We start from the raw sequence: 23,914 nt of genomic DNA on the forward strand, positions 1-23,914 counted from the left end.
CTTACGTCGTTGCTTCTTTCACGCATGCGATGAAATCCTCGCCCCGTTTTTCAAAACTATCATACTGATCAAACGATGCAGCGGCAGGCGCGAGCAGCACGACTTCGCCAGCCTGCGCTTCGTCTGCGGCACGGGATACAGCGACTGCCATAGTACCACATACCTCGGCCTCAGCTCCGCTTAACTGGCGCGCAAATTCTTCGGATTCCCGACCAATCACATAGGCTTTTGCCACGTTTTGCAAATGCGGCAGCAGCGTATCCAAACCACCTTCTTTTTGCAGCCCGCCACAAATCCAACGGATCTTTGTGAACGCTTGCAATGCCTTAGCGGCGCTATCGACGTTGGTCGCCTTACTGTCATTCACATAGCGCACGCCGTTATGTTCGGTAACCAGTTGCGACCGATGCGGCAGGCCGGGGTAGCTGTGCATCGCAGCCTCGATCCCCTTGGGACCAAGTCCAAGGCTACGGCAAACCGCATAGGCGGCACAGGCGTTTTGGTGGTTATGTGCACCGGGCAATCCCGGAACATTGCGCAGATCTATCGATGCAACCTGCCGTCCCTTGCGCATCTCAGACAAGAACCCCTTGCGGGCAGACACAGCCCAACCGTCCGTCAACTTGCGACCAGTTGATATCTGGATCACGCGATCATCCCCTGCCCCTTCGATCAACTGATTGGCAAGATAGCGACCTTCGACCTCATCAACGCCAATAATCGCCCGATCAGGACCACCCTCCGCAAACAACCGACGCTTAGCTGCGAAATATCCGCCAAGCCCTGCGTGGCGGTCCAAGTGGTCCGGAGAAAGATTAGTAAAGACAGCAATATCCGGCGTCAGTGCACGCGCCAGATCAGTTTGATAGGAGGACAGCTCAAGGACGATAACCTCACCATCATGTGCCGGTTCAATATCCAAGACCCCACGCCCAATATTCCCAGCCAATTGCGACGGGCGGCCATTCTCGATCAGAATATGATGGATAAGAGCCGAGGTCGTGGATTTCCCATTTGATCCAGTGACGGCAACGACGCGTGGTGCCACATCAAAACTGTTCCAAGCATCAGTCGCGAAAGACTGGAAAAACAACCCGATATCATTGTCCACAGGCACCACAGCATCCCAAGCCGAGGCAATCACAGGATTCGGGTGCGGGTAAAGATGCGGGATTCCAGGGCTGACGATCAGTTTGGAAACACCATCAAATGCACCTTGCTTGGTCAGGTCACGGATCGTTAGACCATCCGCTTCTGCCGCCTCGCGCGCGGGCACACTATCGTCCCAAACAACTACATCAGCACCACCTTCAATAAGTGCGGCAGCCGTGGCACGTCCCGAACGGCCAAGCCCCAAAACGGCGACTGTCTGACCTACATAGCCCTGAACTGGAATCATCTTTGCCTCACTGCGTATTTGCGCAGACATTGCCCCGATCAGCACCACAGGTGCAAGAGAAGTCGCCATGACCCCAAGCCGTAAAATACGCGACCGCGCCTTTGGTCAAACGCGCTGGAATCTCCATATCAATCAAATCCCACGGCATTTCCCGTGCGTTTAAAATCATCGAACCCAGTGAATTGTACTGATTTTGAATCACAAAAATTCTCATCCCTTTCGGACATAGCGGACAACAAACGCTGGAGCCTTCCATACTCGCCTCCCCCGTCAGGGTACCCTGCAGTCGTCAATGCGCGAGTAATCCGCGCATGTATTGGTCCATTGAATTTGTAATGGCGCAAAGGCAACAGATAGGTAATCGATCCTCGGGCATTTACGGAATGCGAACTATTGAAACGGCAGCCTGAGAACCACCGCAAAAGAACAGGCTTTCGAATGCAATTCTGCGACGGAGGGTGCATGCCAAGTATTCGCTTTAGCGCATATTTCAACGGTTTGCGCTTGCGCGTCAGACCAAATTTCGCAAGCAGCCGAGCACGACAACCCGGGTACTGTGTTAGTGGCTCGCCATTCTTGCGAAGCCTTAGATGCTTACGCCCATCGAAATACCACGACTTACTAAGGTCGACGACTTCGTCCTGTTCCATGGCTTTCAAAGCTGTGAGTGTTTTAGGGTACATGTCAATCATTACAGACCAGATAACATTGCCGTCTTCATCGCCTAGGCTTGCAGTAAAATCGTCGATGCTGACTCCCTCTGGTAGCTCTAAAAACTCATCAACATCTAAATGCAGCGACCACTTTCCAAGCGTATATTTTTCTAGCAACAACATACGCCAAACTAAGTCGACACGCTGGTGCGGCAACTCAAGAGCCGAGGCATCCTCCGACGATACCTTGTCACCGAATTTTCGTTTACTTTGAACAACCATCACGTCAGGCTGGTTGCACAAAAACTCGAGACTTCCATCGGTAGAGCGATCGTTCAACAAAACAAAACGCCTTACCCCAAGTTTGCGGTAGTGCTCAAGAAACGGGCCCAAAAAGTGCAGTTCGTTATGCACCAAGGCTGTCAGTGTAAAGCTTGCGTCATTGGTAAGATCGTTGCTCACTACGACGAAGTCGTCGTATTTATTCAAAATTGGGTGCATAGATATCGCTATTTAATTCACAAAGACATTGGTCTACGGAATTCAGTGATCATAGCCCCTGAAGACACAGACACTTTGATGTTACCTTCAACTAGTGCCTCCTGAAAAGTGTATTAGCCAATGAAGGGCATTCAAAATAGAAAAGTTTGGTTTTCTATTTTGAATGCCCTAGAAAACTTGCATACCAACAAGACAAAAAAATTTGGTGCGGTCGGGGGGACTCGAACCCCCACGAGTGTTACCTCACAGCGACCTCAACGCTGCGCGTCTACCAATTCCGCCACGACCGCAAGTCATTAGCTGCCGCGCTTCTAGTGCAGCGGTCCCGGCTTGCCAAGAGGCAAAACGCACTCAAAGCGCAACCAGTGCATGTTGGTGCGAACAGGGGTGACATTTCAAGCGCGCGCCGCCATATCAAAACCAACAGGAGACACCACACCATGGTTGAATGGATCATATCAGACGGGTTAACCGACTATGCCGAAGCGCTAAGCTTCATGGAAGCCCGCGTTGATGCAATCTCGCGTGGTGAGGCCGAAGAATGCATTTGGCTGCTTGAACATCCCCCGCTGTATACGGCGGGTACGTCCGCCAAGTCAGCAGACCTTATCGACCCTGATCGTTTTCCTGTGTTCGAGGCACGGCGCGGCGGCGAATACACCTACCATGGTCCGGGTCAGCGTGTTGCATATGTCATGCTTGATGTTTCAAAGCGTGGACGCGATGTCCGCCAATTTGTCAAAGACCTCGAGACATGGGTGATTGCGACGCTTGATACGTTCAACGTCAAAGGCGAAATTCGCGAAGGCCGGGTGGGTGTCTGGGTGCAGCGCCCAGAAAAGCCCCTGCAAGCAGATGGAAATCCCGCCGAAGACAAAATTGCGGCCCTTGGTATTCGCTTGCGCAAATGGGTGTCGTTTCACGGGATGTCGATCAATGTCGATCCAGACCTAGGCCACTTTGAAGGGATCGTGCCCTGCGGGATCACGGATCATGGCGTGACCAGCCTTGTCGACCTTGGACTGCCGGTCACAATGAATGATCTGGATGTCGCACTTCGCCAGACATTTGACCGGACAATGTAGGGTGGGTTTCAACCCACCGCCCCGCAAAACGCAGGGCGGTGCTGTTAATATTTAGACGCGTGCGCCTGATGCCTCGTCAAAACGATGTGTCATCGCTGGGTCCGCTTTGAATGACAGTGTTGTGCCGCTCTTGATCGCAGTGCGTTCCATCTTCGCGACAAAGGAATTTCCTTCGCGCGTCGTCAAGTGAACCAGAACGTATTCGCCAAGGTTTTCAACCAGATCTACTGTACCTGACAGCCATCCCTCGCCTTCTGTAGCGGGCAGCAGGTGCTCTGGCCGGATGCCCAGAACTTGGCCTGCGCCAACTTGTACGCCTACGCCAGCGTCCAGCTCAGAGGGCACGAAGAAGTTCATCTTTGGGCTGCCGATAAACTGCGCAACGAACATGTTATCAGGATGATCGTACAGATCAGTTGGCGATCCAACTTGTTCAACACGGCCATCGCGCAGAACCACGATCTTATCAGCCAGCGTCATCGCTTCGACCTGATCGTGTGTCACATAGATCATGGTTGACCCAAGACGTTCATGCAGTTTTGAGATTTCAAACCGGGTCTGAACACGAAGGGCGGCATCAAGGTTCGACAGTGGTTCGTCGAACAAGAATACCTTTGGATCGCGTACAATCGCACGGCCGATGGCCACACGCTGACGCTGACCACCCGAAAGGTTACGGGGGCTGCGGTCCAGATAATCTGTGATCTGCAAAACCTCAGCGGCAGCTTTCACGCGGCGATCAATTTCGTCTTCGGGTGTTTTGATCTGCTGAAGACCGAATGCCATGTTTTTATAAACGGTCATATGCGGATAAAGCGCATATGTCTGGAACACCATCGCGACTTCGCGCTTAGATGGGGCAACCTCGTTCACGACGTTATCGTCGATAGCGACGGTACCGCTGGTAATATCTTCAAGCCCAGCAATCATCCGCAGCAGCGTAGATTTACCGCAACCTGACGGGCCAACGAACACGACGAATTCGCCGTCTTCGATATCAAGGTCGATCCCGTGCATTACCTGCACTGGACCGTATGATTTGCGTACGTCGCGAATTGTCAAACTGGCCATGATTGCTCCATGTCTTTGATGGCCGCACGCAATGTGTCGGCGAATGCGGGGAAGGCTGTGGGAAGATCACCCCAAAGCTGCTGAGAAGTGATAAAGTCATCGGTGCCAAGCATGGACTTCAAAGCGTCCCAGCTTGGCTCGAGGTAATCAAAAGGAATGCGGCCCGCTGCAACGTGCTGCGCGAAGACGTACCAGCTCGCGATGCTGCGAATGCCATGATGTGGCATGATACCTTGCTTTAGGCACCCTTCCAGCGTCGGACGAATGAAGATCGGGAACTTTGCCACACCGTCGGCGCAGATACGTGCGACTGTGTCGGCAATGGCTTCGTTCTTAAACCGTGCCGCGATGTCATCAAGATACGCCTCTTTTGAGAACGGTAGCTCGATCGTTAGCGCCGGCAGCACCTCTTGGGTTTCGTAATTCCAGAAATGGTCGAACAGTTCTGGTACACGCATCGCCTGATCAAAGGTTTCGATCCCATGCAACGCCCCAAGATAGGTCAGACAAGTATGCCCACCATTCAGGACACGGATTTTTGTCTCTTCATAAGGATCGACATTCGCCGTGATCGTAACGTCGACCTTATCCAACGCAGGCATTGGACCAGCAAAATTGTCCTGCAATACCCACTGAACGAATGCTTCAGCCGCAATGGGTTGCACAACGATTTCGCCGGTTGTTTCAGATAGTTCGGTCGTCAACGCCGGTGTCGAACGCGGAGTGATCCGGTCAACCATTGAGCAAGGGAAAGTAACATTTTCCGCGACCCAAGCGGCCAAATCACCCTGCCCTGTCAGCGCCAGATAAGCAGCAAAGTTTGCTTTCAGCATTTTGCCGTTTTGGCGGATGTTATCGCAGCAACAAATTGTAATCGGCTGACCACTCGCGGCCATCCGACGCAAAAGTGCGGCCTGCAGATAGGCATAGACTGTTGTCTGCGCGCCGCCTGAAACCTCGGCCTTGATGGTTGCATCGTTTGCGTCCAACGCGCCTTTCGGGTCAGTATAATAGCCGCTTTCGGTGACCGTGATGGTCACCATGTGCACGCTTGGCTGCTCAAGCAGCGCTTCAGCGCCAGACGCATCTTTTGACCAATCGGCAAAGCCCACGTGGCTACGCACCCGGCGCAGCGAAACCACACCTTCTGGGGTCGTTGATTTCAGCAGATAACCGTTGTCCCATGTCGCGCATTGCGCAAATGTGTCGGCCTCTGGTGCGCGCAGATTTACTGCGGCAATGCCCCAAGCAAGATCGCCCGTTTCTTGCATATAGTCATCAATGTACTGGGCTTGGTGTGCGCGGTGAAATGCGCCAAACCCAAGATGCACAACACCTACCGCGCAGTTCGCACGGTCGTAAGTCGTCTCAAAGATGTTGGCCTTAGCGGATTGAGTCATCACGCGGTTTCCTTTGTAGGGATCAAATCTTTTCGGGCTTTGTCCCGATAGGCAGACGGCGTCATGCCCTTCATTTTTAGAAAGTGCCGGTTAAAGTTCGCAAGGTTTTGGAACCCAACTTGGTAACAGATCGCGGCCACTTGTTCGTCGGTCGCATAAAGCATCCCGCAGGCTTGCCCGATGCGCACACCATTCACGAATTCAACAAACCGGTGGCCTGTGGTGGCTTGAAAATTCCGGCGGAACGTAGCCTCGGTCATGCCGGCCATTTTTGCGGCGCTTTCGACCGATATCTCATCCGAGAAGTTCTGAACGATGTGGTCAACAACATCGCAAATCTTGATCTGTTGTTTGCTGCGTTTGGCATGATCGATTTTCTGGATCGACATGGTTTCTGTGTCTGGGTGTTCTGCCAGAACCGTTAGGAAATCAAAGAATTCTAGAATGCGGTGCGGCCCTGTGCCGTCGCGCAGTGACGCCATACGGGCCATTGCATCATCAAGTGGATAGCCACTGAACTTAATACCGCATTGGGATCGCTTGATCAGGTTTTGCGATGGTTCGAACTCTGGGAACGATTTCACCAGACCTTCGATCTTTTCATGATCAAATTGGATGACCATATCACGTTGGGCGACGGGATCGGTCCAGACTTCGTCTGTGATCCAGTTGTGCGGCAGATGTGGCCCGATCAGAAACAAATCGCCCGGTGCAAAGTCACCAATATAGTCACCAACATAGCTACGGCCATTGGTTGCCACGATCAGGTGCAATTCGCATTCTTTATGCGAATGCCAGCGGCATAACGGATCCGGCCAGCCGTGTTCCAGATAGCGCAGACTGTCTGGGCTACTTTCTAGAACCTCAAGCTCTGGTTGGATAATCGACATCGCGCTACCTCAGCACGTTGCCGCCATCGACGCCGATGGTCTGTGCGGTCATATAAGATGATTGGTCACACGCTAGGAAAACAGCAACCCGCGCAACATCGTCGGGTGACCCCATATAGCCTAGCGGAACGGCCTCTCCGACTTCGCGCTTTTTCTGTCCGGGCTCTTTGCCTTCGAACTTTGCGAATAGGCTATCAACGTGTTTCCACATCGGTGTGTCGATCACACCCGGGGATATCGCATTTACGCGGATCTTATGTGGCGCCAAAGCCAGCGCCGCAGATTGTGTATAGCTGATAACGGCTGCTTTAGTCGCACAATAATGCGCAACCAAGGCTTCGCCACGGTGCCCCGCTTGGCTGGATAGATTGATGATCGAACCGGGTTTACCGGCAGCCACCATCGCCTGTGCTGTTGCCTGCATAACGGCATAAAACGCACGCACGTTGACCCCGAACAGACGGTCGTATTGCGCAAGATCAGCGGTCAACACGTCGCCCATGTCAAAGATTGCCGCGTTGTTGAACAACACGTCTGGGGCAATGGATTTGATCCATTCCTGCGCAGCGGCCAACCCGTCATCAGACAGAAGATCAAACGGTTTGTATGTCGCGGGGCCGTCAAAACTGTCGGCTACATCGGTTGCGTAAACTGTCGCGCCAAGCGCTGCAAAGTGGGCGACTGCGGCGGCACCAATGCCTCCGCAAGCGCCAGTCACAAAACAGACCTTGCCAGTCAGATCGACAGGGGCAGCATTCAGTGCCATTACTTCACCGCCCCGAATGTCAGACCTTGCACCAGTTGCTTTTGCGCAAGCCAGCCAAAGACCACGATAGGTGCACAAGCGAGCGTCGAAACAGCTGATACTTTGGCCCAGAACAGACCTTCAGGTGCTTGGAATGATGCAACAAATGATGTCAGCGTCGTTGCGTCTGTTGTTGTCAAAACGATAGACCAGAATGCCTCGTTCCAGCAAAGGATGATCGACAGTAACGCAGTTGACGCAATCCCGCCCCATGCCAATGGCATCACAATCTGGCGGATTTCGTTATAGGTTGATGTACCGTCCATGCGCGATGCCTCAAGGATTTCCTTGGGGATTTCGCGGAAGTAGTTGAACAGGATCAACATCACGATTGGCAGGTTCATCAGCGCATAGATAATGACCAGCAGACCTTTGGTGTCATACAGCCCGGTCTTTTGCGCCAAAAAGTAGATCGGCATCAACACACCAACAGCAGGAAGCATCTTAGTCGACAGCATCCACATCAGAATGTCTTTGGTCCAACGGCCAGTGTTGAACGCCATCGCATAAGCCGACGGAATTGCGATCAGCAGGGCCAATAGCGTGCCGCCGAATGCGGTGATAACCGAGTTGATCGCAAACTTACTGTAGTTCGTGCGCTCTTGGATTTCTGTATAGTTTTCCAATGTTGGCTCAAAGAACAGCTGTGGCGGGATCGCAATTGCCTGCGCCTCGGTCTTAAAGCTGGTCAGAACCATCCAAAAGATCGGGAAGAAAAAGATACAGGCGACGATCCATGCGAAGACGACAGCAATACGGTTCTTAAGGTGCTCGCGTTGTTTATCAGTCATGTTTACACCGTCAGCGTTTTGCCAACCGCACGGATCAAGAAGATCGCGACGATATTGGCGAGGATAATTGCAAAGACACCACCGGCAGAGGCCACGCCCACATCAAACGCCTGTTGGGATTGGATGTAGATCAGGTAGGTCAGGTTCGTAGATTGCACACCGGGTCCGCCACTTGTTGTGACAAAAATCTCGGCGAAAATCGCAAGGTGAAAGATCAGTTGGATCAGGATCACGATCGAGATCGGACGCGCCAGATGTGGCAGAGTGAGGTGACGGAACTGCGACCAGAAACCAGCGCCATCCAATGTGGCGGCTTCTTTTTGTTCTTGGTCTTGCGACTGCAGCGAGGTCATGAAGATCAAGATCGCAAACGGGGTCCACTGCCAGCTGACCATCACAATGATCGACGCCAGCGGCATATCTTGCAGCCATTCAACGGGGGTCGCACCGATGACATTGGCAAAGAATGCAAACAGCCCGTTGTTAGGGTCCATCAACATGTTCTTCCAGATCAGCGCAGAAACGGTGGGCATGATAAAGAATGGGGAAATCAGCATGACCCGCACGATGCCACGGCCCTTAAAGGGGCGGTCGATCAGGATAGAGATTGCTAGCCCCAAAATAACAGTAATCGCTAGAACGGACCCAACAAGGATCAACGTATTCAGCAGTGCCGGAAAGAAAGACGGGTCGGTCCAAAAGAACTCATAGTTCTGTAAGCCAATGAAACCCGTGCGCTCTGGGTAGAGCAGGTTGTAGCGAATTGTCGAAAAATAGATTGTCATCGAAAGCGGTACGATCATCCATAGAAACAGGACAATGATACTTGGCGCTTGGAGCCATCTAACAAGTGTGGGGTTCATGACCGGATTTCCTGCTGATCGAAAAAAATTTGGGGCGGCAAAACAGCGCCGCCCCAAATCGGGAGGAATTTAGTAGTAGCCAGCCTTGCGCATTTCGCGGTCAGCAGCTTCTTGAGCAGCTTCAAGAGCTTCCTCTACGGTGATGTCACCAGCCAGTGCAGCAGTCATTTGTTGACCAACAGCCGTACCAATTGCTTGGAACTCTGGGATCGCAGCGAACTGTACGCCTGTGTAAGGTGATGGGTTCTGTGTAGAGTTCTCAGGGTCAGCCGACAGGATCGCCTTCAGCTCAGCTTCTGCGAATACAGCAGCGTCTGTGAAGTTCGAGTTGTCGTATGTTGACTGACGTGTACCTGTTGGAACAGCACCCCAACCGTTGGTTTCAGCAACCAGCTCAATGTACTCTTTTGAAGTCGCCCATTCGATGAACTTCTGTGCGTCTTCAGCTTGGTTTGTACCTGCTGGTACAGCCAATGCCCATGCCCACAGCCAGTTCGCACCACGTGTTGTCACCGCTTGTGGCGACTGTGCGAATGCGATCACGTCAGCAACCTGAGACTGCTCAGGGTTGGACACGAAGGACGCTGCGATAGTCGCATCGATCCACATGCCGCATTTACCTTCGTTGATCAGGGCAAGGATTTCGTTGAACGAGTTACCAGAAGAACCTGGAGGGCCGTAGTTGTTGAGCAGGTCAACGTAGAAGTTTACAGCGTGGTTCCATGCTGGGCTATCCAGTGCAGGTGTCCAATCTTCGTTGAACCACTGTGCGCCGAAAGAGTTCGCCATTGTAGACAGGAACGCCATGTTGTCGCCCCAGCCCGGCTTGCCGCGCAGACAGATGCCGTAAACGCCATTGTCTTTGTCAGTCATTGCCGCAGCAGCGTCTTGGATGTGACCCCAGCTTGGGTTGTCAGGCATTTCCATGCCAGCAGCGTCCAGCAGGTCTTTGCGATACATGATCATCGAAGATTCGCCGTAGAACGGAGCAGCGTATAGCGTGCCGTCGTGGCTCAGACCGTTGCGCATTGCGGGCAGGATATCTTCAACGTCATATGCGTCAGAGAATTCCAGCGCTTGCAGCCAGCCACGCTCGCCCCAGATTGGAGCCTCGTACATGCCGATTGTCATGATGTCGAACTGGCCACCTTTGGTGGTGATGTCCGTTGTAACGCGGCTACGCAGTGTGCCCTCGTCCAAAGTAACCCAGTTCACGGTGATGCCAGGGTTTGCAGCTTCGAATGCAGGTGTCAGCTTCTGCATTTCAATCATGTGACCGTTGTTCACAGTCGCGATGGTTAGTTCACCGGCGAAAGCCATAGAGGCACCGGCTACGCCCAGGGTCAGCCCCAGCGCAGTGTTACGAAGAGTATTCATATTTTCCTCCCAAAAAGTCGACGGGTTGCTTTGGCAACGCGTTCCACAAGACTGCCGGATGATTACGATCTCATCCTATACGTTTTTAACAAGTTGATATACGAAACGTAGCTAAATACCGCGAAATCTCGAATTTAGTGAACGGAAAGTATGACCTTCGCAGTCGCAGCATAATATTCGTACATTTCGCCGCAGCTGCAGAATAGCACATCCAAGCAGCCTGAGCGAATCCTTGATGATAGTTTTCTAACATTAATAGTTGAGCTTGCATTAACTTTTTCAATCAAAGGCAGCAACGCGACAAGCCTGCATTGTTGCCTCATTGTCAAAGAACGGTATAGGACCGTCGCAAGGTCGCAAATTCGAATGGATCACCAATGACGCGCAAGCCGGATACGAAGAAAGACTTCAACATCGTCATCATCGGCCAGTCCGGCCGACTGGCCTACGAAGCAGTTCTATTTGCAGCGTCGCTGAAACAGTATTCACCCGACTTTGCGGGCAAGCTCATCGTCGCTGAACCACAGCCGGGACCGCGTTGGGATAATGACCCACGCATGCCAGGTGATGTAAAAGGCGCGCTTGTTACGATGGGTGCAGAGGTTCGGCCATTCACATCAGAGCACTTCGGATCGTCCTACCCTTACGGTAACAAAATCGAAGCACTAAAGGCGATGCCAGAAGGCGAGCCTTTCATCTTCTTCGATACCGACACAATTATCATTGGCGACATTAGCGCCCTGCCCTTTGACTTTGATCGACCCGCAGCATCAATGCAACGCGAAGGCACATGGCCAGTGGAGGAACTATATTGGCCCGGGTACACCGCTATATGGAAATCGCTTTATGATCGCTTTGATCTGGATTTCGAAAGCAGCCTCGATACGTCCCAACCAGATGAATATTGGGAGCGGTATTTATACTTTAACGCAGGATGGTTCTACGGGGCCGACCCGGTCGCCTTCGGCGAACGCTTTACCGAATATGCAGTATCTGTCCGCGACAACCCGCCCGAAGAACTGGTGATCCAACCACTAGACCCGTGGTTGGACCAAATCGTACTGCCGCTTGTCATCCACTCTTTCGGCGGAGGACGCCCCGGCCCTGAACTCGATAGTCTGGACGGCAACATTAGCTGCCACTACCGGGTGCTGCCACTATTCTATGCGCGCGAAAGCGACGCAGCAGTCGCCGCTTTAGAAGCAATCGCAGCCCCCAACAAAGTTAAGAAAATCCTAAAGCAATATGACCCATTCAAGCGCATGATCTATCAGGGCCGCGGCCAAAAAGTGCGAGCGATGTTCGACCAAAACAACCTGCCGCGCCAAGAAAAATCACTACGCAACAAGATCAAGTCAGCTGGATTCTGGATGCGCTAAGGAGCCTCATTCCAACTCAAACGACACTGCAATGTTACGATCTGAACCATCACTATCAAGGGTCGCGGCACCAGCCGCTGCGCCAGAGATTTCGGCTCCATCATAACCCATAAATTTTGCACCAAAAGAGATAGTGCCACTGTAGTCACCACCAGTCAGTGTAACACCCCCGGAAAGCCCGTTGCCGTTTAGAGTGCCGTCAATCTCGCCGACGAGATCGCCAGTCTCAATCGACGTCAGCGGCTCTATACCAAGAGCACCACTCACGTCATTACTGTCAAAATCGACATCCATGTAGATTGTTCCGGCTAAGCTTTCGCTTGCTCCGATCTGATCTGGGCCAAGGGCGTGACCCGCATATAATCCGCTATATCGCGCGGTTCCGGATGTCGGCAGATTGGCAATGGGGGTTTCTAAGCCGACCGCACCCATCGTATTCAATGTGCCCTTGCCGTAATTAATATTTCCAACCGTCGATCCATCAACATTGATAATCAGATACTCAACCCCAGCGTTATAGCTATACAAGGTGCCACTCGAGGAAGTCAGGCTCAACTGCTTTTCGCTTCCACCAGCAACCGACACATATGCTGTTGATCGGTCCTCACTTAACCTGACTTTGACTGAGCCAAGGCGAGTCGTTCCCCCTATGACATCGCTAAACGCAACGATCCCGCTCACGCCGGTCGTCGAAGCATTAGTGGCGATCGTATCTGTGGCAGACGTGGCAAATGCAGGTTCGTATGAGGTCACAGAGTCACCCGCACCTGCCCCACCAGAACCACCACCACAAGCTGAAACAGCGGCTAATAAGCCGGATACGCAAAAGACCTGCTTGATCATAATCTACTCCAATAAAACGCTTTAAGTCTGCAATCTGTAAAATTGCTAAAATAAACGAAAATATGTTCCAACTTGGGCAGCAACTTGATGCGATGCGCGTTCTTGTATCTTTCACCACAGTAAGCACGCCGGTTTGGGCACATATCAGCCAGCGTCATATTGCAACAAAACACGGCATCAAGGCTAATACGTCACTCGCCCAACACGCGATCTGTGACAGGTGCTGCTGATAGCGAAATTAGGGGAGCGCACGCTTAGAGCTTACTGTTTCGCGAATACCCCACTCACCTCTGCAAACCCCTTTACCTCAATTGGGTTGCCGGATGGGTCCCGGAAGAACATTGTCCATTGTTCGCCCGGTTCGCCTTTGAACCGCACGGACGGGGCGATGATGAAATCAGTTTGCCGCTCTTCCAGCCGTCCGGCCAATGTGTTCCATGCATCTAATGGCAAAACGACACCGAAATGCGGCATTGGCACCATGTGGTCGCCGACCTTGCCTGTCGCGGCGTTAGGGAACGGTTCGCCCAAATGCAGGCTAAGCTGATGACCGAAGAAATCAAAATCGACCCAGGTGTCGGTTGAGCGTCCTTCGGTCGCGCCTAGCGCGTCACCATAGAATTCGCGAGCGACATCCAGATCTGTCACGTGAAAGGCAAAGTGAAACGGAACAAGCATTGGTACGGTCCTTCATCTGATATCTATTGAGCAAACCCAGCAGTCCACCTACAGTTTTTCAATATGAATTTTCATAGGGAGAGAGACAATGACTGATGGTCCCAATTTAGGGTTCGACACGCTTCAGGTTCACGCGGGCGCCCGCCCCGACCCTGCGACCGGAGCACGACAAGTTCCGATTTATCAGACCACTGCATATGTGTTCCGCGACGCAGAGCATGCAGCGGCTTTGTTTAACCTGCAGGAAGTGGGATATATTTATTCCCGCCTGACCAACCCGACAGTGGCCGCACTTCAGGAACGCATTGCCACATTAGAAGGCGGTGCAGGTGCCGTTTGTTGTTCATCAGGTCATGCAGCTCAAATTATGGCGTTGTTTCCGCTCATGCAGCCGGGGCGTAACATCGTGGCATCCAGCCGCCTTTATGGCGGCACGGTTACGCAGTTCAGCCAGACAATCAAACGTTTCGGATGGTCCGCGAAATTCGTTGACTTTGATGACCATGCTGCTGTGAAAGCCGCTATTGACGACGATACGCGTGCGGTGTTCTGCGAAACGATCGCGAACCCCGGCGGGCATATTTCTGATCTTGATGCGATTTCTGCGATTACCGATGACGCGGGCGTACCGCTGATCGTCGACAATACATCAGCGACCCCATACCTGTGCCGCCCCATCGAACATGGCGCGACATTGGTCGTGCATTCGACAACCAAATACCTAACTGGCAACGGGACCGTCACGGGTGGTTGTGTCGTGGACAGCGGGAAATTTGACTGGTCTGCCAATGACAAGTTCCCGTCCCTATCCGCGCCCGAGCCGGCCTATCATGGCACAACATTCGCCGAGACGTTTGGCCCGCTCGCGTTTACCTTTCATGGGATCGCAGTTGGATTGCGCGACCTTGGCATGACGATGAACCCCCAAGCGGCCCATTATACGCTGATGGGGATTGAAACGCTTTCGCTTCGGATGGACCGCCATGTGCAAAACGCCCAAACCATCGCAAAATGGCTCGAGGCCGATCCGCGTGTCGATTACGTGACTTATGCAGGGCTTGCGTCATCACGCTATGCTGGATTGGTCCCAAAGATTTGCCCCAAAGGTGCAGGCGCACTGTTCACTGTGGCCGTTAAAGGTGGGTATGACGCCTGCGTCAAACTCGTTGATAGTCTGGAAATCTTTAGTCATGTGGCAAACCTTGGCGACACGCGCAGCCTGATTATTCACTCTGCCAGTACCACTCACCGACAGCTGTCCCCTGAACAACAAGAAGCCGCCGGCGCAGGGCCAAACATCGTGCGCCTGTCCATTGGGATCGAGGACGCGAACGACCTGATCGCGGACCTAGATCAGGCGCTTTCGGCGGCGACAAGCTGACAGATCACAAACCCGTCCGTGCCCTTGGCGTGGGCGGGTTTCTGCTATAGGCTTTGGTTGCGGGGGCAAAACGCGTTTTGCCGGTAACACCAATATGCTAGATGCGGCACATGACGACAAATTTCGCGCTATCCCTTTCCTTCGAAGGTATTGAACTTTTGCATCGTGTCACGCGTGGTTGGAAACGTGTCGGCACGGCTGATGTTGAAGATGAGAACCTTGATACCGTCCTAGCAGAGTTACGCGCCAAGGCGCTGAAGCTGGAACCAAGCGGCCTGTATTGCAAGCTTGTGATACCTATGGACCAGATTAAATATCTGGCCATCGACAGCACTCAGACCAATCTTGATGATATTCATGCCGCCCTTGACGGTGCGACGCCTTATGATCTGGACGATCTCGTTGTCGATTACGAACGTTCCGGCGGTCGGACCCATGTCGCAGCGGTTGCCCGTGAAACGCTGCAAGAGGCCGAAAGCTTTGCCAGCGCGCATCAATTCAATCCGGTTGCCTTTGTCGCTGTCCCGGAACCGTTCACTTTTCAGAAAGAGGTTTTCTTTGGCGCGACGTCAGTTGCGTCAGACATCTTGGGTGCAGACGTCACAGTAGATCGTGACATCCTTCCGGTAATGAAAGTCGGAACGCGGGTAAAATCCAGATTGCTGATCATGGATCCGCTACCAGATGAGATGGTCCAAGAAAGTGAAGGATTTGATCTTGCCGCAGCTTTGGCATCAATCATAGACGAACAGGCGACCGAAGCGCCGGAACCTGCTGCTGAAATTGAAGAAGTTACCGAACCTGAGATAGCGCTCGAACAACAAGCCGCCCCTGTCGCAGAAAACATCGTCTGGATCGACCGCATCTTGCCCGAATTCCACGCACCTATGCCTGAATTGCCGGACGTAATCGTGCCGGAAACAGTTGAGGCACCGCGCGCATCAGTGATCCCCGAGAACCCTGTGCTTGCCGATATCAGCGGGTTGAACCCGATAATCGCTGAGTACCATGCCCCTGTTGCCAAAGCGAGAAAGCCAGTGCTGCGCGCTTTCTCGGCTACTGCATCTGCGCCTAATCTTGGTGCAGCCATCAGCGCAACCAAATCGCAGACAACACAACCCGCCGCGAATAGCACGAAAAAGCCTTTCTTCATTGCAGGCGGGATCGCGGCGAGCGTTGCAGCGGTTGCACTATTCGCTTGGGCCCAAGTAGATGACGCCCCTATTGCCACACCTGTGTCAGAAACTGTCGTTCTAGAAGCGACTGATGTTTCGCCAAGCACCACAATTGCTGAGGCCCCAGAGACCGTAGCTGAAGAAGCTCCCGAAGTTGTCGTAGCTGAAGCGCCACTGTCGGATGTTGCCCCTACGGCGCCAGATCTGACCATTGCTGGCATCGCACAGGCGAGCGTGAACACCAGTGAAACCAACATCCCGGCACAGCTAAACGCGTTTATTACACCCACAGTGCCGGTCGCGGTGATCCGCAGCACAGTCGGAACGCCGCCAACAGTCTTTACCACCACACCACCACCGCCACGCGAAAAACCTGCTCAGGTCGCGTCATCTGCAACACCGGGTCGCGTCCTTAGCCCGGCTGAGGCACAGGCGGCATATGATGCAACAGGCGTTTGGCAACGTGCACCGCGGTTCTTTGATACTCCGCGTATCGTTCACGCAGCAGAAGTTGACATTCCTGCCTCTGTCGCAGCGCCTGATCGTTTGGCGCAGCCGGGGGCACCGTCGGTGGGGGGCGTCGAAACCGACCTTAGCTTTATCGCGCCAGTGAACCCGCCAGCACCTGACGTGGTGTTCGAAGTTGACGAAAACGGCCACATCATCCCTACGGCCGAGGGTACGCTTACGCCGCAAGGCGCTGTCGTCTACGCTGGGCTGCCCGATTTGAATGTGCGCGTTCGTCCTGAGCTTTCAGAAGAAGAGCTTGCGCAAATGGCACTGACGGCCGACGCCCCAGATGGTGTCGTGGTGATTGCGGGGCGGCCAGATGTCGTGCCGCCCGTCCGTCCAGAAGACGCCGCACTTCCTGAACCCGACGAAACATCCGACGCGCCGTCAGCTGGCGCAGTTGGCTTAGATGCACTTACGGGCGATACCGAAAGCCTGATCGCGAGTGCAGCCCCTGACAATACGGTACGCCCGCGGGCGCGGCCCGAAGGGCTGGTTCCGCTATCGCCAACACCTGACCTCAGTACACCGGATATCACTTCGATCCTTGAAGAAGTAATTGCAGAAAGCGCAGCACAGCCGTTCGTCGATGCTACACCACAGGCTGTCGCGACTTCTTTGCGACCTACAACACGCCCCCGCAACTTTGATCGTGTGGTCACTGCAGCGCGGCAACGGCAGGCCACGCAACCCGCACCGGCGCCCGCCGCTGCACCACCAGCAGCCGCATCCGTTGCACCGCAAAATTACGCACCCGTTCCAGGTGGCGTTGCGCGTGCAGCGACTCAGGACGGGGCCATTCGTCTGCGCGACCTCAACTTGATTGGGATTTACGGGCGTCCGAATTCCCCCCGTGCTCTCGTACGATTGGGCAACGGACGTTACCAACATGTTGAAGTCGGCAGCAGTCTTGATGGTGGACAGGTTACGGCAATTGGCAACGGTGTATTGAACTACGTCAAACGCGGTCGCACACTGGTGCTGGAACTGCCGGGTGATTAAGCCCACACTGTTCTTTCAATTGATCAATCTATTAATCGCGTATGTGACTTTGTCACGCGTTGCGCATCAGACATCGGATATCCATATCTGAAACCATGGAAAATTTTCTCCTTCAGGCCACGATCTATCTTGGTGCGGCAGTGATCGCTGTGCCCTTCGCCGCACGTTTGGGGCTTGGCTCTGTACTAGGCTATCTACTTGCCGGGATCGTCATTGGCCCGATCACAGGATTAGTCGGGACCGAGGCCCAAGACATTCAGCACTTCGCTGAATTTGGCGTCGTCATGATGCTATTCCTCATCGGGCTAGAGCTTGAGCCTCGCGCCCTGTGGGATATGCGCAAGCGGCTTGTTGGGCTGGGCGGCATGCAGGTCATGTTGACGATGCTAGCGGTCATGACTGTCAGCATGATCATGGGATACGATTGGACCGTTTCGCTTGCGATCGGTATGATATTTGCCCTGTCTTCCACAGCTATCGTTCTGCAAACGCTGACCGAAAAAAAGCTAATGCAGACGGGCGGTGGGCGATCAGCATTTTCTGTTCTTTTGACCCAAGATATCGCGGTTATCCCGATGCTTGCACTATTGCCGCTGCTTGCGACGCCGGCCCTTCTGCGGCTTGCACCTGATGGGTCGATGCAACGCATTAGCGATGACGCGCATGACGGCCACGGCACGATGAGCCTTGTCGACGGTCTTCCAGGATGGGGCGTCACGCTGGTAACCCTTGGTGCGGTGATTACGATCATTCTGGCGGGGATATTCCTGATCCGCCCGTTGTTTCGCTATATCCATCACGCACGCCTTCGCGAAATGTACACTGCATTCGCGCTGCTGTTGGTGGTATCCATTGCGGTGCTTATGGGCATGGTGGGTCTGTCGCCCGCGTTGGGCACGTTTTTAGCAGGTGTTGTCCTTGCCAACTCTGAGTTCCGGCACGAGCTAGAAAGCGATCTTGAGCCTTTCAAAGGCCTGTTGCTTGGGTTGTTTTTTATCACGGTCGGCGCGGGCATCAACTTTGACCTTTTCTTTGCTGACCCGCTCTACATTCTTGCTCTGACAGCTGGCGTCATGCTGATCAAAGGTGTGATCCTATACGGATTGGGCCGCGTGTTCCGGCTCAAAGGTAAGGACCAGTGGCTTTTCACGCTTGGGCTGGCGCAGGCAGGTGAATTCGGTTTTGTCTTGGTTTCGTTTTCCTCGCAACAGGGTGTCTTGTCAGACGGGCTAGCCGGGCGGCTTTTGCTGGTGATCGCGCTGTCAATGCTCATCACGCCGCTGCTGTTCATCATCTACGACCTGCTAAGCCGCCGTATGGGCGAGACTGACGATCCTGAACATGATGAAGTCGACGAAAAAGGCACTGTGATTATTGCAGGCATCGGTCGTTTTGGGCAAATCGTGAACCGCCTTGTTCAAAGCGCCGGGTTTTCAACTGTCGTGATCGACAGCAATCTTCAGACCGTCCAGATGATGCGCAAGTTCGGCTTTCGCGGTTTCTTTGGCGACCCTACCCGGCCTGATCTACTTAGCGCTGCTGGACTAGAAGAAGCCAAGGTGCTGGTTGTCGCCATCGACGACAAAGCCTCTGCGACCAAGCTGGTTGCCTATGCCCGCAAGGCCCGCCCTGACCTGCATATCGTTGCCCGTGCGCGTGACCGTGTGCATGTCTACGAACTATACGCTGCAGGTGCCAATGACATCGTGCGTGAGATGTTTGATAGCTCGCTGCGTGCAGGTCGTTATGCCTTGGAAAACCTTGGCCTGACCGAATTTGAGGCCGCTGAGGCCGAGCAGACGTTCTATCAGCACGACCGGAAAGCCATGCGCGAACTTGCGGATCTGTGGCAACCGGGCGTGCCGGTTGCCGATTTGCCCGATTACGTGGCGCGTTCGCGTGCGCTTAACAACGATCTAGAGACCGCGTTGGCCACACGCCAACAGGCCAACGAAAACAAAAAGACCTAGCCTTCGCTCACGCCGGCTTCGGCAAAGGTTGCCATGCCTGAATGGCAGGCAATCGCGCCCTTCAGAACACCAATTGCGAGCGCGGCGCCGGACCCTTCGCCGAGACGCAGGCCCAATTGCAGCAATGGCTTCTTATCCAGCGCGGCGAGCAAACGCGCATGCGCGCCCTCAGCGCTTTGGTGACCCGCAATTGCGTGATCCAACGCGCCATCCGCCGCCTTTGCCAACGTCGCAGCAGCAGCACAACAAATGAAACCATCAAGGATGACTGGAATGCGATGGTGTCGTGCGGCCGCAATTGCCCCTGCCATCGCGGCAAGTTCACGACCGCCAAGGCAGCGCAATGCCTCTAGCGGATCATCCGTCGCATGAAGCACAAGCCCTTTCGCGACGACCTCGGTCTTGCGCGCAAGGCCCGCGTCATCAACGCCCGTTCCGCGCCCGGTCCAATCGGCAGCATCGCCACCCAGCACAGCCGCTGCAACCGCAGAAGCCGAAGTGGTATTACCAATCCCCATTTCGCCCGTGACCAAAAGGTCGCTGGCAGGATCAACAGCCTCCCAACCGATTCTCAGTGCGGTCACGACTTCAGCCTCGGTCATTGCTGGGGCTTGGGTAAAGTCAGCGGTCGGCGTTTCAAGCGATAATGCGTGGACGTCCATCTTTGCGCCAAACGCCTTGGACAGCTGGTTGATCGCCGCCCCGCCATTTTCGAAATTCGCGACCATCTGCACGGTCACCTCTGGCGGGAAGGCCGACACGCCTTGCGCACAAACGCCATGATTGCCAGCAAAAATCACGACTTGCGGCGCGTTAATCTGTGGCTGCGGGTTACCGCGCCATCCGGCGTACCAAATCGCGATATCCTCTAGCTGTCCTAACGCGCCGGGCGGTTTGGTCAGCTGACCGTTCCGTTCTTGAGCCGCTTGAACAGCAGTGTCGTCAGTGACTGGCGCTTTCGCCAAGGTTTCGCGAAATTCGGAAAGTGTGGTGAAGGGCGCTTGCATCGTGACCTCGTTGCGTGAATCGTTGGTTATGTCTAACGATCAGACAGGTAATGAAAAGGCTACAAGGGGCATCCTTTTGGACAATCGCGACGTCAAACTGATTGAAGCTATCGATCTGCCCGCAGCGATCGGGTTGTTGACCAGACTACCAATTCCCGTTCCACAAGAACGCGCAATGGAACGCGGTGAGGCGGCAGCTTGGGCTTATCCACTGGCTGGGCTTGTAATTGGGGTAATCTTGGCCGCGTCAGCCAGTGTCTTGTCATGGGTTGGCCTACCTGTTGGCATTGTTGCTGCGCTTGTGCTGGCCATCGGTGCAATTGTCACAGGCGCTATGCACGAAGATGGGCTTGCCGATAGCGCAGACGGGCTTTGGGGCGGCTGGGACCGCGCGCGGCGGCTTGAGATCATGAAAGACAGCAGTATCGGGGTCTATGGTGTACTGGCATTAGCGCTCTCGCTGTTGATCCGCTGGATGGGCATCAGCGCACTGATCGTGTTGGAAATCCACTGGACAGGCCTGATTGCTATCGCGGTACTCAGCCGTGGTGGAATGGTTGTTTTGATGACGACCATGACAAACGCGCGTGAAAGCGGGCTAAGCCAAAGCGTGGGCCGACCATCTGCACCAACCGCATGGGTTGCCGTTGGGATATCGGCCCTCATTACGGTGCTATGTGGACAGATCAGCCTGATATTCGCCGCAGCAATCGCTGTTCTGATTTGCGGTATGATTGCCCAGCGAAAAATTGGGGGGCAGACCGGTGACATCCTAGGGGCCACCCAGCAAATCACCGAGATTTTGTTGCTACTGGTTATACTCAGCTAGGATCGCAGGCCATAGCAGCAGCAAAGGACGTGCGACCTTCGTGTGTACCGATGTCGCGTGTCTGCGCACGGCCATCAACAAATGTCGTTGCAATCAGTCGGGTCCAATCGGCGTTGGCCGTAATCATCTCGGGCCCCTGCCCACAGTCACGTATGCCGCCTGCAATGTTGTCCTCACCGATCCGGTGATTTGTCAGTCCCGGCACATCAAGAACATGGGACAACACGCCATCAGAGAAACGCCAAATACGTAGCGTTTTCGCTAAATGAGGACGGTCAATATAAGCGATCTCAATCGCACCATCGCCATCCAAGTCTGCTGCTCCGATCGGAGCAAGCCACCGATGCGTACGACCGATATAAGGCGTTTGGGCGATTTTGCCTTCCGGCCCATAGACAGCCAGCGCGGCACCGCGCGCCATGTCAGTTTCGATCACCACCATCTCTGGGGCGCCATCACTGTTCAAATCCCAAAGCCGTGGCTCAAAGTCTTCGAATACATGCGTTTCTGGCAACGTGATTTGGTAAGTCGTACCATCCGCGGTAAACCTCAACCCGCCCCATTCAACAGCATCGCCTAAGATACCGTGATCATAGCGTGTGGTGGGTTCGACAAATTCCGCCGAAGCAATCGTCTGCGCACCTGCAACCGCAGGCCACATAGCCAAAGCAAGTGCGCAAAGCCGCATCAGATTTGCTTTTCTGGCATCTGAACGCGCAAACCTTCGAGCGCGTCAGTGACTTTGATCTGGCAGGTCAGGCGGGATTTCACTGGATCTGGTTCGTAAGCGAAATCAAGCATGTCTTCTTCCATACCGTCTTTGGCAGGAAGCTTATCAACCCACGCATCGTCGATATAAACATGGCAGGTCGAACAGGCACATGCGCCGCCGCAGTCAGCCTCGATCCCTGGGATACCGTTGTCGCGGGCACCTTCCATGACGGTCAGCCCATTGGCAACATCCACGACGTGTTCTTTGCCACTGTGTTCGACATAGGTAATCTTGGCCATCTTGCTATGATCCTTCGTGCTTTCTCGTGTGTTTCAAGCATTAGTAAATCACCTGCAAACGCGGGGCCAGCGCTAATCACAAAGGTATTATCCAAAACGTTGCGCCACAGATTGTGCGATTTTCCACACATCACGCCCATCGAAGCATCGGTACCGCAAAATTATTCTTAAAAAAACATTTAGTTATCCAAATTCAGAACAAACGCCTTGCCCCTTGGTCGGCGAAATAGTTTCTTTATTGGGTACGCTGACCCTGTCGGCGGTAACGATATCTTTGGGAGGAGACACCATGACATTTTTTAAGGCCGCTGTTGCGGCAGGTTTTGTGCTGGCAGCCCCAGCTGCCCAAGCTGAAGAAGCCAGCTATATTCTGGCGACAGCCTCGACTGGCGGTACCTACTACCCTGTAGGCGTAGCGCTTTCGACACTTGTGAAGGTTAAGCTAGAGCCAAAAGAAAAGATCGGTATGTCCGCGATCAGCTCTGCGGGTTCGGGCGAAAACGTGCGTTTGATCCGCGAAGGCGAAGCGCAGTTTGCGATCCTTCAGGGCCTATACGGTTATTACGCAGCATCCGGCACGGGCCCACTAGAGGAATCCGGCCCTCAAGAACACCTGCGTTCGGTCACAATGCTTTGGCAAAACGTCGAACAATTCGTGATCTCATCTGACGCGGCTACGACCGGCACGATGGCCGATTTGGTTGCGCTCAAGGGCGAAGCAATGGCCTTTGGCAACCAAAACTCGGGCACTATCGGTTCAAACGCGGCGCTGCTTTCTGGTCTTGGTGTTGATATCAACACTGACTACGAACTGGTTTACGGCGGCTACGGCCCATCAGCCGAGGCCCTGCAAAACGGACAGGTTAAGGGCATCGGCACACCTGCGGGCGTACCAACAGGTGCGATCAGCCAATTGATGGCCGCAGCAGGTGACAACGTCACAATGCTATCCTTCACGGCTGAAGAACTGGCAGCTGCTGACGGTGGTCGTGAACTGTGGACACCATATGTGATCCCAGCGGGTACTTACCCGGGCCAAGAGGCAGACGTGAACACAATCGCGCAGCCAAACTTCCTTGCGACGCACGCTGATCTGCCAGAGGAAAACGTCTATCAGATCACCAAAGCGATCTACGAGAACCTGCCATTCCTGCAGGCGATCCACCCGGCAACCAAAGTGATGGCAATCGAATCTGCGATTGCAGGTCTGCCTGTGCCGCTGCACCCCGGTGCTGTGCGCTACTACCAAGAAGTTGGGGTTGATATCCCTGACCGCCTGATCGCGAACTAAGCC

21 protein-coding genes and 1 tRNA gene are annotated in these 23,914 nt (G+C 54.0%); 7 read left to right on the forward strand and 15 right to left on the reverse strand.

What is annotated here, in order from left to right:
- Nucleotide 1 precedes the first annotated feature (1 nt).
- The 3 genes from murD to ACHUEV_RS02485 all read right to left on the reverse strand — a co-directional run bounded on the left by murD (nucleotide 2) and on the right by ACHUEV_RS02485 (nucleotide 2,843).
- Nucleotides 2–1,399, reverse strand: a complete 1,398-nt coding sequence (gene murD, locus ACHUEV_RS02475; RefSeq protein WP_394177688.1) for a UDP-N-acetylmuramoyl-L-alanine--D-glutamate ligase — start codon at nucleotides 1,397–1,399, stop codon at nucleotides 2–4.
- 128 nt (nucleotides 1,400–1,527) lie between these two features.
- On the reverse strand, nucleotides 1,528–2,553 hold the full coding sequence (locus ACHUEV_RS02480) for a glycosyltransferase family 2 protein (protein WP_394177483.1): 1,026 nt from the start codon (nucleotides 2,551–2,553) through the stop codon (nucleotides 1,528–1,530).
- Between the two features lie 203 nt (nucleotides 2,554–2,756).
- A tRNA-Leu gene (locus ACHUEV_RS02485) sits at nucleotides 2,757–2,843 on the reverse strand.
- Nucleotides 2,844–2,966: 123 nt separating this feature from the next.
- Here ACHUEV_RS02485 and lipB point away from each other — a divergent pair.
- Nucleotides 2,967–3,638: a lipoyl(octanoyl) transferase LipB gene (lipB, locus tag ACHUEV_RS02490; protein WP_394177689.1), complete on the forward strand. Its 672-nt coding sequence runs from the start codon at nucleotides 2,967–2,969 to the stop codon at nucleotides 3,636–3,638.
- A 51-nt stretch (nucleotides 3,639–3,689) separates the two neighbouring features.
- On the opposite strand, the gene ACHUEV_RS02495 is transcribed toward lipB, so the two are convergent.
- From ACHUEV_RS02495 to ACHUEV_RS02525, 7 genes are all read right to left on the reverse strand, one after another.
- Nucleotides 3,690–4,709 carry an ABC transporter ATP-binding protein gene (locus tag ACHUEV_RS02495; protein WP_394177484.1) on the reverse strand — a complete coding sequence of 340 codons (1,020 nt, stop codon included), beginning with the start codon at nucleotides 4,707–4,709 and terminating at the stop codon, nucleotides 3,690–3,692.
- A complete protein-coding gene (locus ACHUEV_RS02500) occupies nucleotides 4,697–6,109 on the reverse strand; it encodes a mannitol dehydrogenase family protein (RefSeq protein WP_394177485.1) in 1,413 nt (470 codons plus the stop codon). Before ACHUEV_RS02500 ends, ACHUEV_RS02495 begins: the two co-directional genes overlap by 13 nt.
- Nucleotides 6,109–6,999 carry a helix-turn-helix domain-containing protein gene (locus ACHUEV_RS02505; RefSeq protein ID WP_394177487.1) on the reverse strand — a complete coding sequence of 297 codons (891 nt, stop codon included), beginning with the start codon at nucleotides 6,997–6,999 and terminating at the stop codon, nucleotides 6,109–6,111. The genes ACHUEV_RS02500 and ACHUEV_RS02505 overlap by 1 nt, the downstream gene beginning before the upstream one ends.
- Before the next feature lie 4 nt (nucleotides 7,000–7,003).
- Nucleotides 7,004–7,765 (reverse strand): SDR family oxidoreductase, encoded by a 762-nt coding sequence (locus tag ACHUEV_RS02510; protein WP_394177488.1) that lies wholly within the window; start codon nucleotides 7,763–7,765, stop codon nucleotides 7,004–7,006.
- Complete coding sequence (locus tag ACHUEV_RS02515; RefSeq protein ID WP_106356756.1) at nucleotides 7,765–8,595, reverse strand: carbohydrate ABC transporter permease; 831 nt, start codon at nucleotides 8,593–8,595, stop codon at nucleotides 7,765–7,767. Before ACHUEV_RS02515 ends, ACHUEV_RS02510 begins: the two co-directional genes overlap by 1 nt.
- 2 nt (nucleotides 8,596–8,597) lie before the next feature.
- Nucleotides 8,598–9,458, reverse strand: a complete 861-nt coding sequence (locus tag ACHUEV_RS02520) for a carbohydrate ABC transporter permease (RefSeq protein WP_394177489.1) — start codon at nucleotides 9,456–9,458, stop codon at nucleotides 8,598–8,600.
- 69 nt (nucleotides 9,459–9,527) lie between these two features.
- Nucleotides 9,528–10,835, reverse strand: a complete 1,308-nt coding sequence (locus ACHUEV_RS02525; RefSeq protein ID WP_394177490.1) for an ABC transporter substrate-binding protein — start codon at nucleotides 10,833–10,835, stop codon at nucleotides 9,528–9,530.
- Between the two features lie 377 nt (nucleotides 10,836–11,212).
- Here ACHUEV_RS02525 and ACHUEV_RS02530 point away from each other — a divergent pair, with 377 nt between their 5' ends.
- Nucleotides 11,213–12,214: a hypothetical protein gene (locus tag ACHUEV_RS02530; RefSeq protein ID WP_394177491.1), complete on the forward strand. Its 1,002-nt coding sequence runs from the start codon at nucleotides 11,213–11,215 to the stop codon at nucleotides 12,212–12,214.
- 6 nt (nucleotides 12,215–12,220) lie between these two features.
- Here the strand turns inward: ACHUEV_RS02530 and ACHUEV_RS02535 are convergent, their stop codons facing one another.
- A complete protein-coding gene (locus ACHUEV_RS02535) occupies nucleotides 12,221–13,057 on the reverse strand; it encodes a transferrin-binding protein-like solute binding protein (protein ID WP_394177492.1) in 837 nt (278 codons plus the stop codon).
- 261 nt (nucleotides 13,058–13,318) lie between these two features.
- Nucleotides 13,319–13,735, reverse strand: coding sequence for a VOC family protein (locus tag ACHUEV_RS02540; protein WP_394177493.1), 417 nt, complete (start codon nucleotides 13,733–13,735; stop codon nucleotides 13,319–13,321).
- An 88-nt stretch (nucleotides 13,736–13,823) separates the two neighbouring features.
- Here ACHUEV_RS02540 and ACHUEV_RS02545 point away from each other — a divergent pair, with 88 nt between their 5' ends.
- From ACHUEV_RS02545 to ACHUEV_RS02555, 3 genes are all read left to right on the forward strand, one after another.
- The gene (locus ACHUEV_RS02545) at nucleotides 13,824–15,116 is read left to right on the forward strand and encodes an O-acetylhomoserine aminocarboxypropyltransferase/cysteine synthase family protein (RefSeq protein ID WP_394177494.1); all 1,293 of its coding nucleotides are present in this window, start codon (nucleotides 13,824–13,826) and stop codon (nucleotides 15,114–15,116) included.
- A gap of 110 nt (nucleotides 15,117–15,226) precedes the next feature.
- Nucleotides 15,227–17,803 carry a hypothetical protein gene (locus tag ACHUEV_RS02550; protein WP_394177495.1) on the forward strand — a complete coding sequence of 859 codons (2,577 nt, stop codon included), beginning with the start codon at nucleotides 15,227–15,229 and terminating at the stop codon, nucleotides 17,801–17,803.
- 95 nt (nucleotides 17,804–17,898) lie between these two features.
- Complete coding sequence (locus ACHUEV_RS02555) at nucleotides 17,899–19,773, forward strand: monovalent cation:proton antiporter-2 (CPA2) family protein (RefSeq protein ID WP_394177496.1); 1,875 nt, start codon at nucleotides 17,899–17,901, stop codon at nucleotides 19,771–19,773.
- On the opposite strand, the gene cobT is transcribed toward ACHUEV_RS02555, so the two are convergent.
- Nucleotides 19,770–20,780, reverse strand: coding sequence for a nicotinate-nucleotide--dimethylbenzimidazole phosphoribosyltransferase (gene cobT / locus ACHUEV_RS02560; RefSeq protein ID WP_394177497.1), 1,011 nt, complete (start codon nucleotides 20,778–20,780; stop codon nucleotides 19,770–19,772). The two genes, ACHUEV_RS02555 and cobT, sit on opposite strands and share 4 nt — an antisense overlap.
- Before the next feature lie 76 nt (nucleotides 20,781–20,856).
- On the opposite strand from cobT, the gene cobS reads away from it, so the two are divergent.
- Nucleotides 20,857–21,609 carry an adenosylcobinamide-GDP ribazoletransferase gene (cobS, locus tag ACHUEV_RS02565; RefSeq protein WP_394177498.1) on the forward strand — a complete coding sequence of 251 codons (753 nt, stop codon included), beginning with the start codon at nucleotides 20,857–20,859 and terminating at the stop codon, nucleotides 21,607–21,609.
- Here cobS and ACHUEV_RS02570 read toward each other — a convergent pair.
- On the reverse strand, nucleotides 21,602–22,297 hold the full coding sequence (locus ACHUEV_RS02570) for an FG-GAP repeat domain-containing protein (protein WP_394177499.1): 696 nt from the start codon (nucleotides 22,295–22,297) through the stop codon (nucleotides 21,602–21,604). The genes cobS and ACHUEV_RS02570 overlap by 8 nt on opposite strands.
- The gene (locus tag ACHUEV_RS02575; protein ID WP_106356736.1) at nucleotides 22,297–22,620 is read right to left on the reverse strand and encodes a 2Fe-2S iron-sulfur cluster-binding protein; all 324 of its coding nucleotides are present in this window, start codon (nucleotides 22,618–22,620) and stop codon (nucleotides 22,297–22,299) included. Before ACHUEV_RS02575 ends, ACHUEV_RS02570 begins: the two co-directional genes overlap by 1 nt.
- A 289-nt stretch (nucleotides 22,621–22,909) precedes the next feature.
- Between ACHUEV_RS02575 and ACHUEV_RS02580 the strand changes: the two genes are divergently transcribed.
- Nucleotides 22,910–23,911, forward strand: coding sequence for a TAXI family TRAP transporter solute-binding subunit (locus ACHUEV_RS02580; RefSeq protein ID WP_394177500.1), 1,002 nt, complete (start codon nucleotides 22,910–22,912; stop codon nucleotides 23,909–23,911).
- Nucleotides 23,912–23,914: the final 3 nt, after the last annotated feature.

The organism is Yoonia maritima, from assembly GCF_043641945.1.
GTDB classification, from domain to species: domain Bacteria; phylum Pseudomonadota; class Alphaproteobacteria; order Rhodobacterales; family Rhodobacteraceae; genus Yoonia; species Yoonia maritima_B.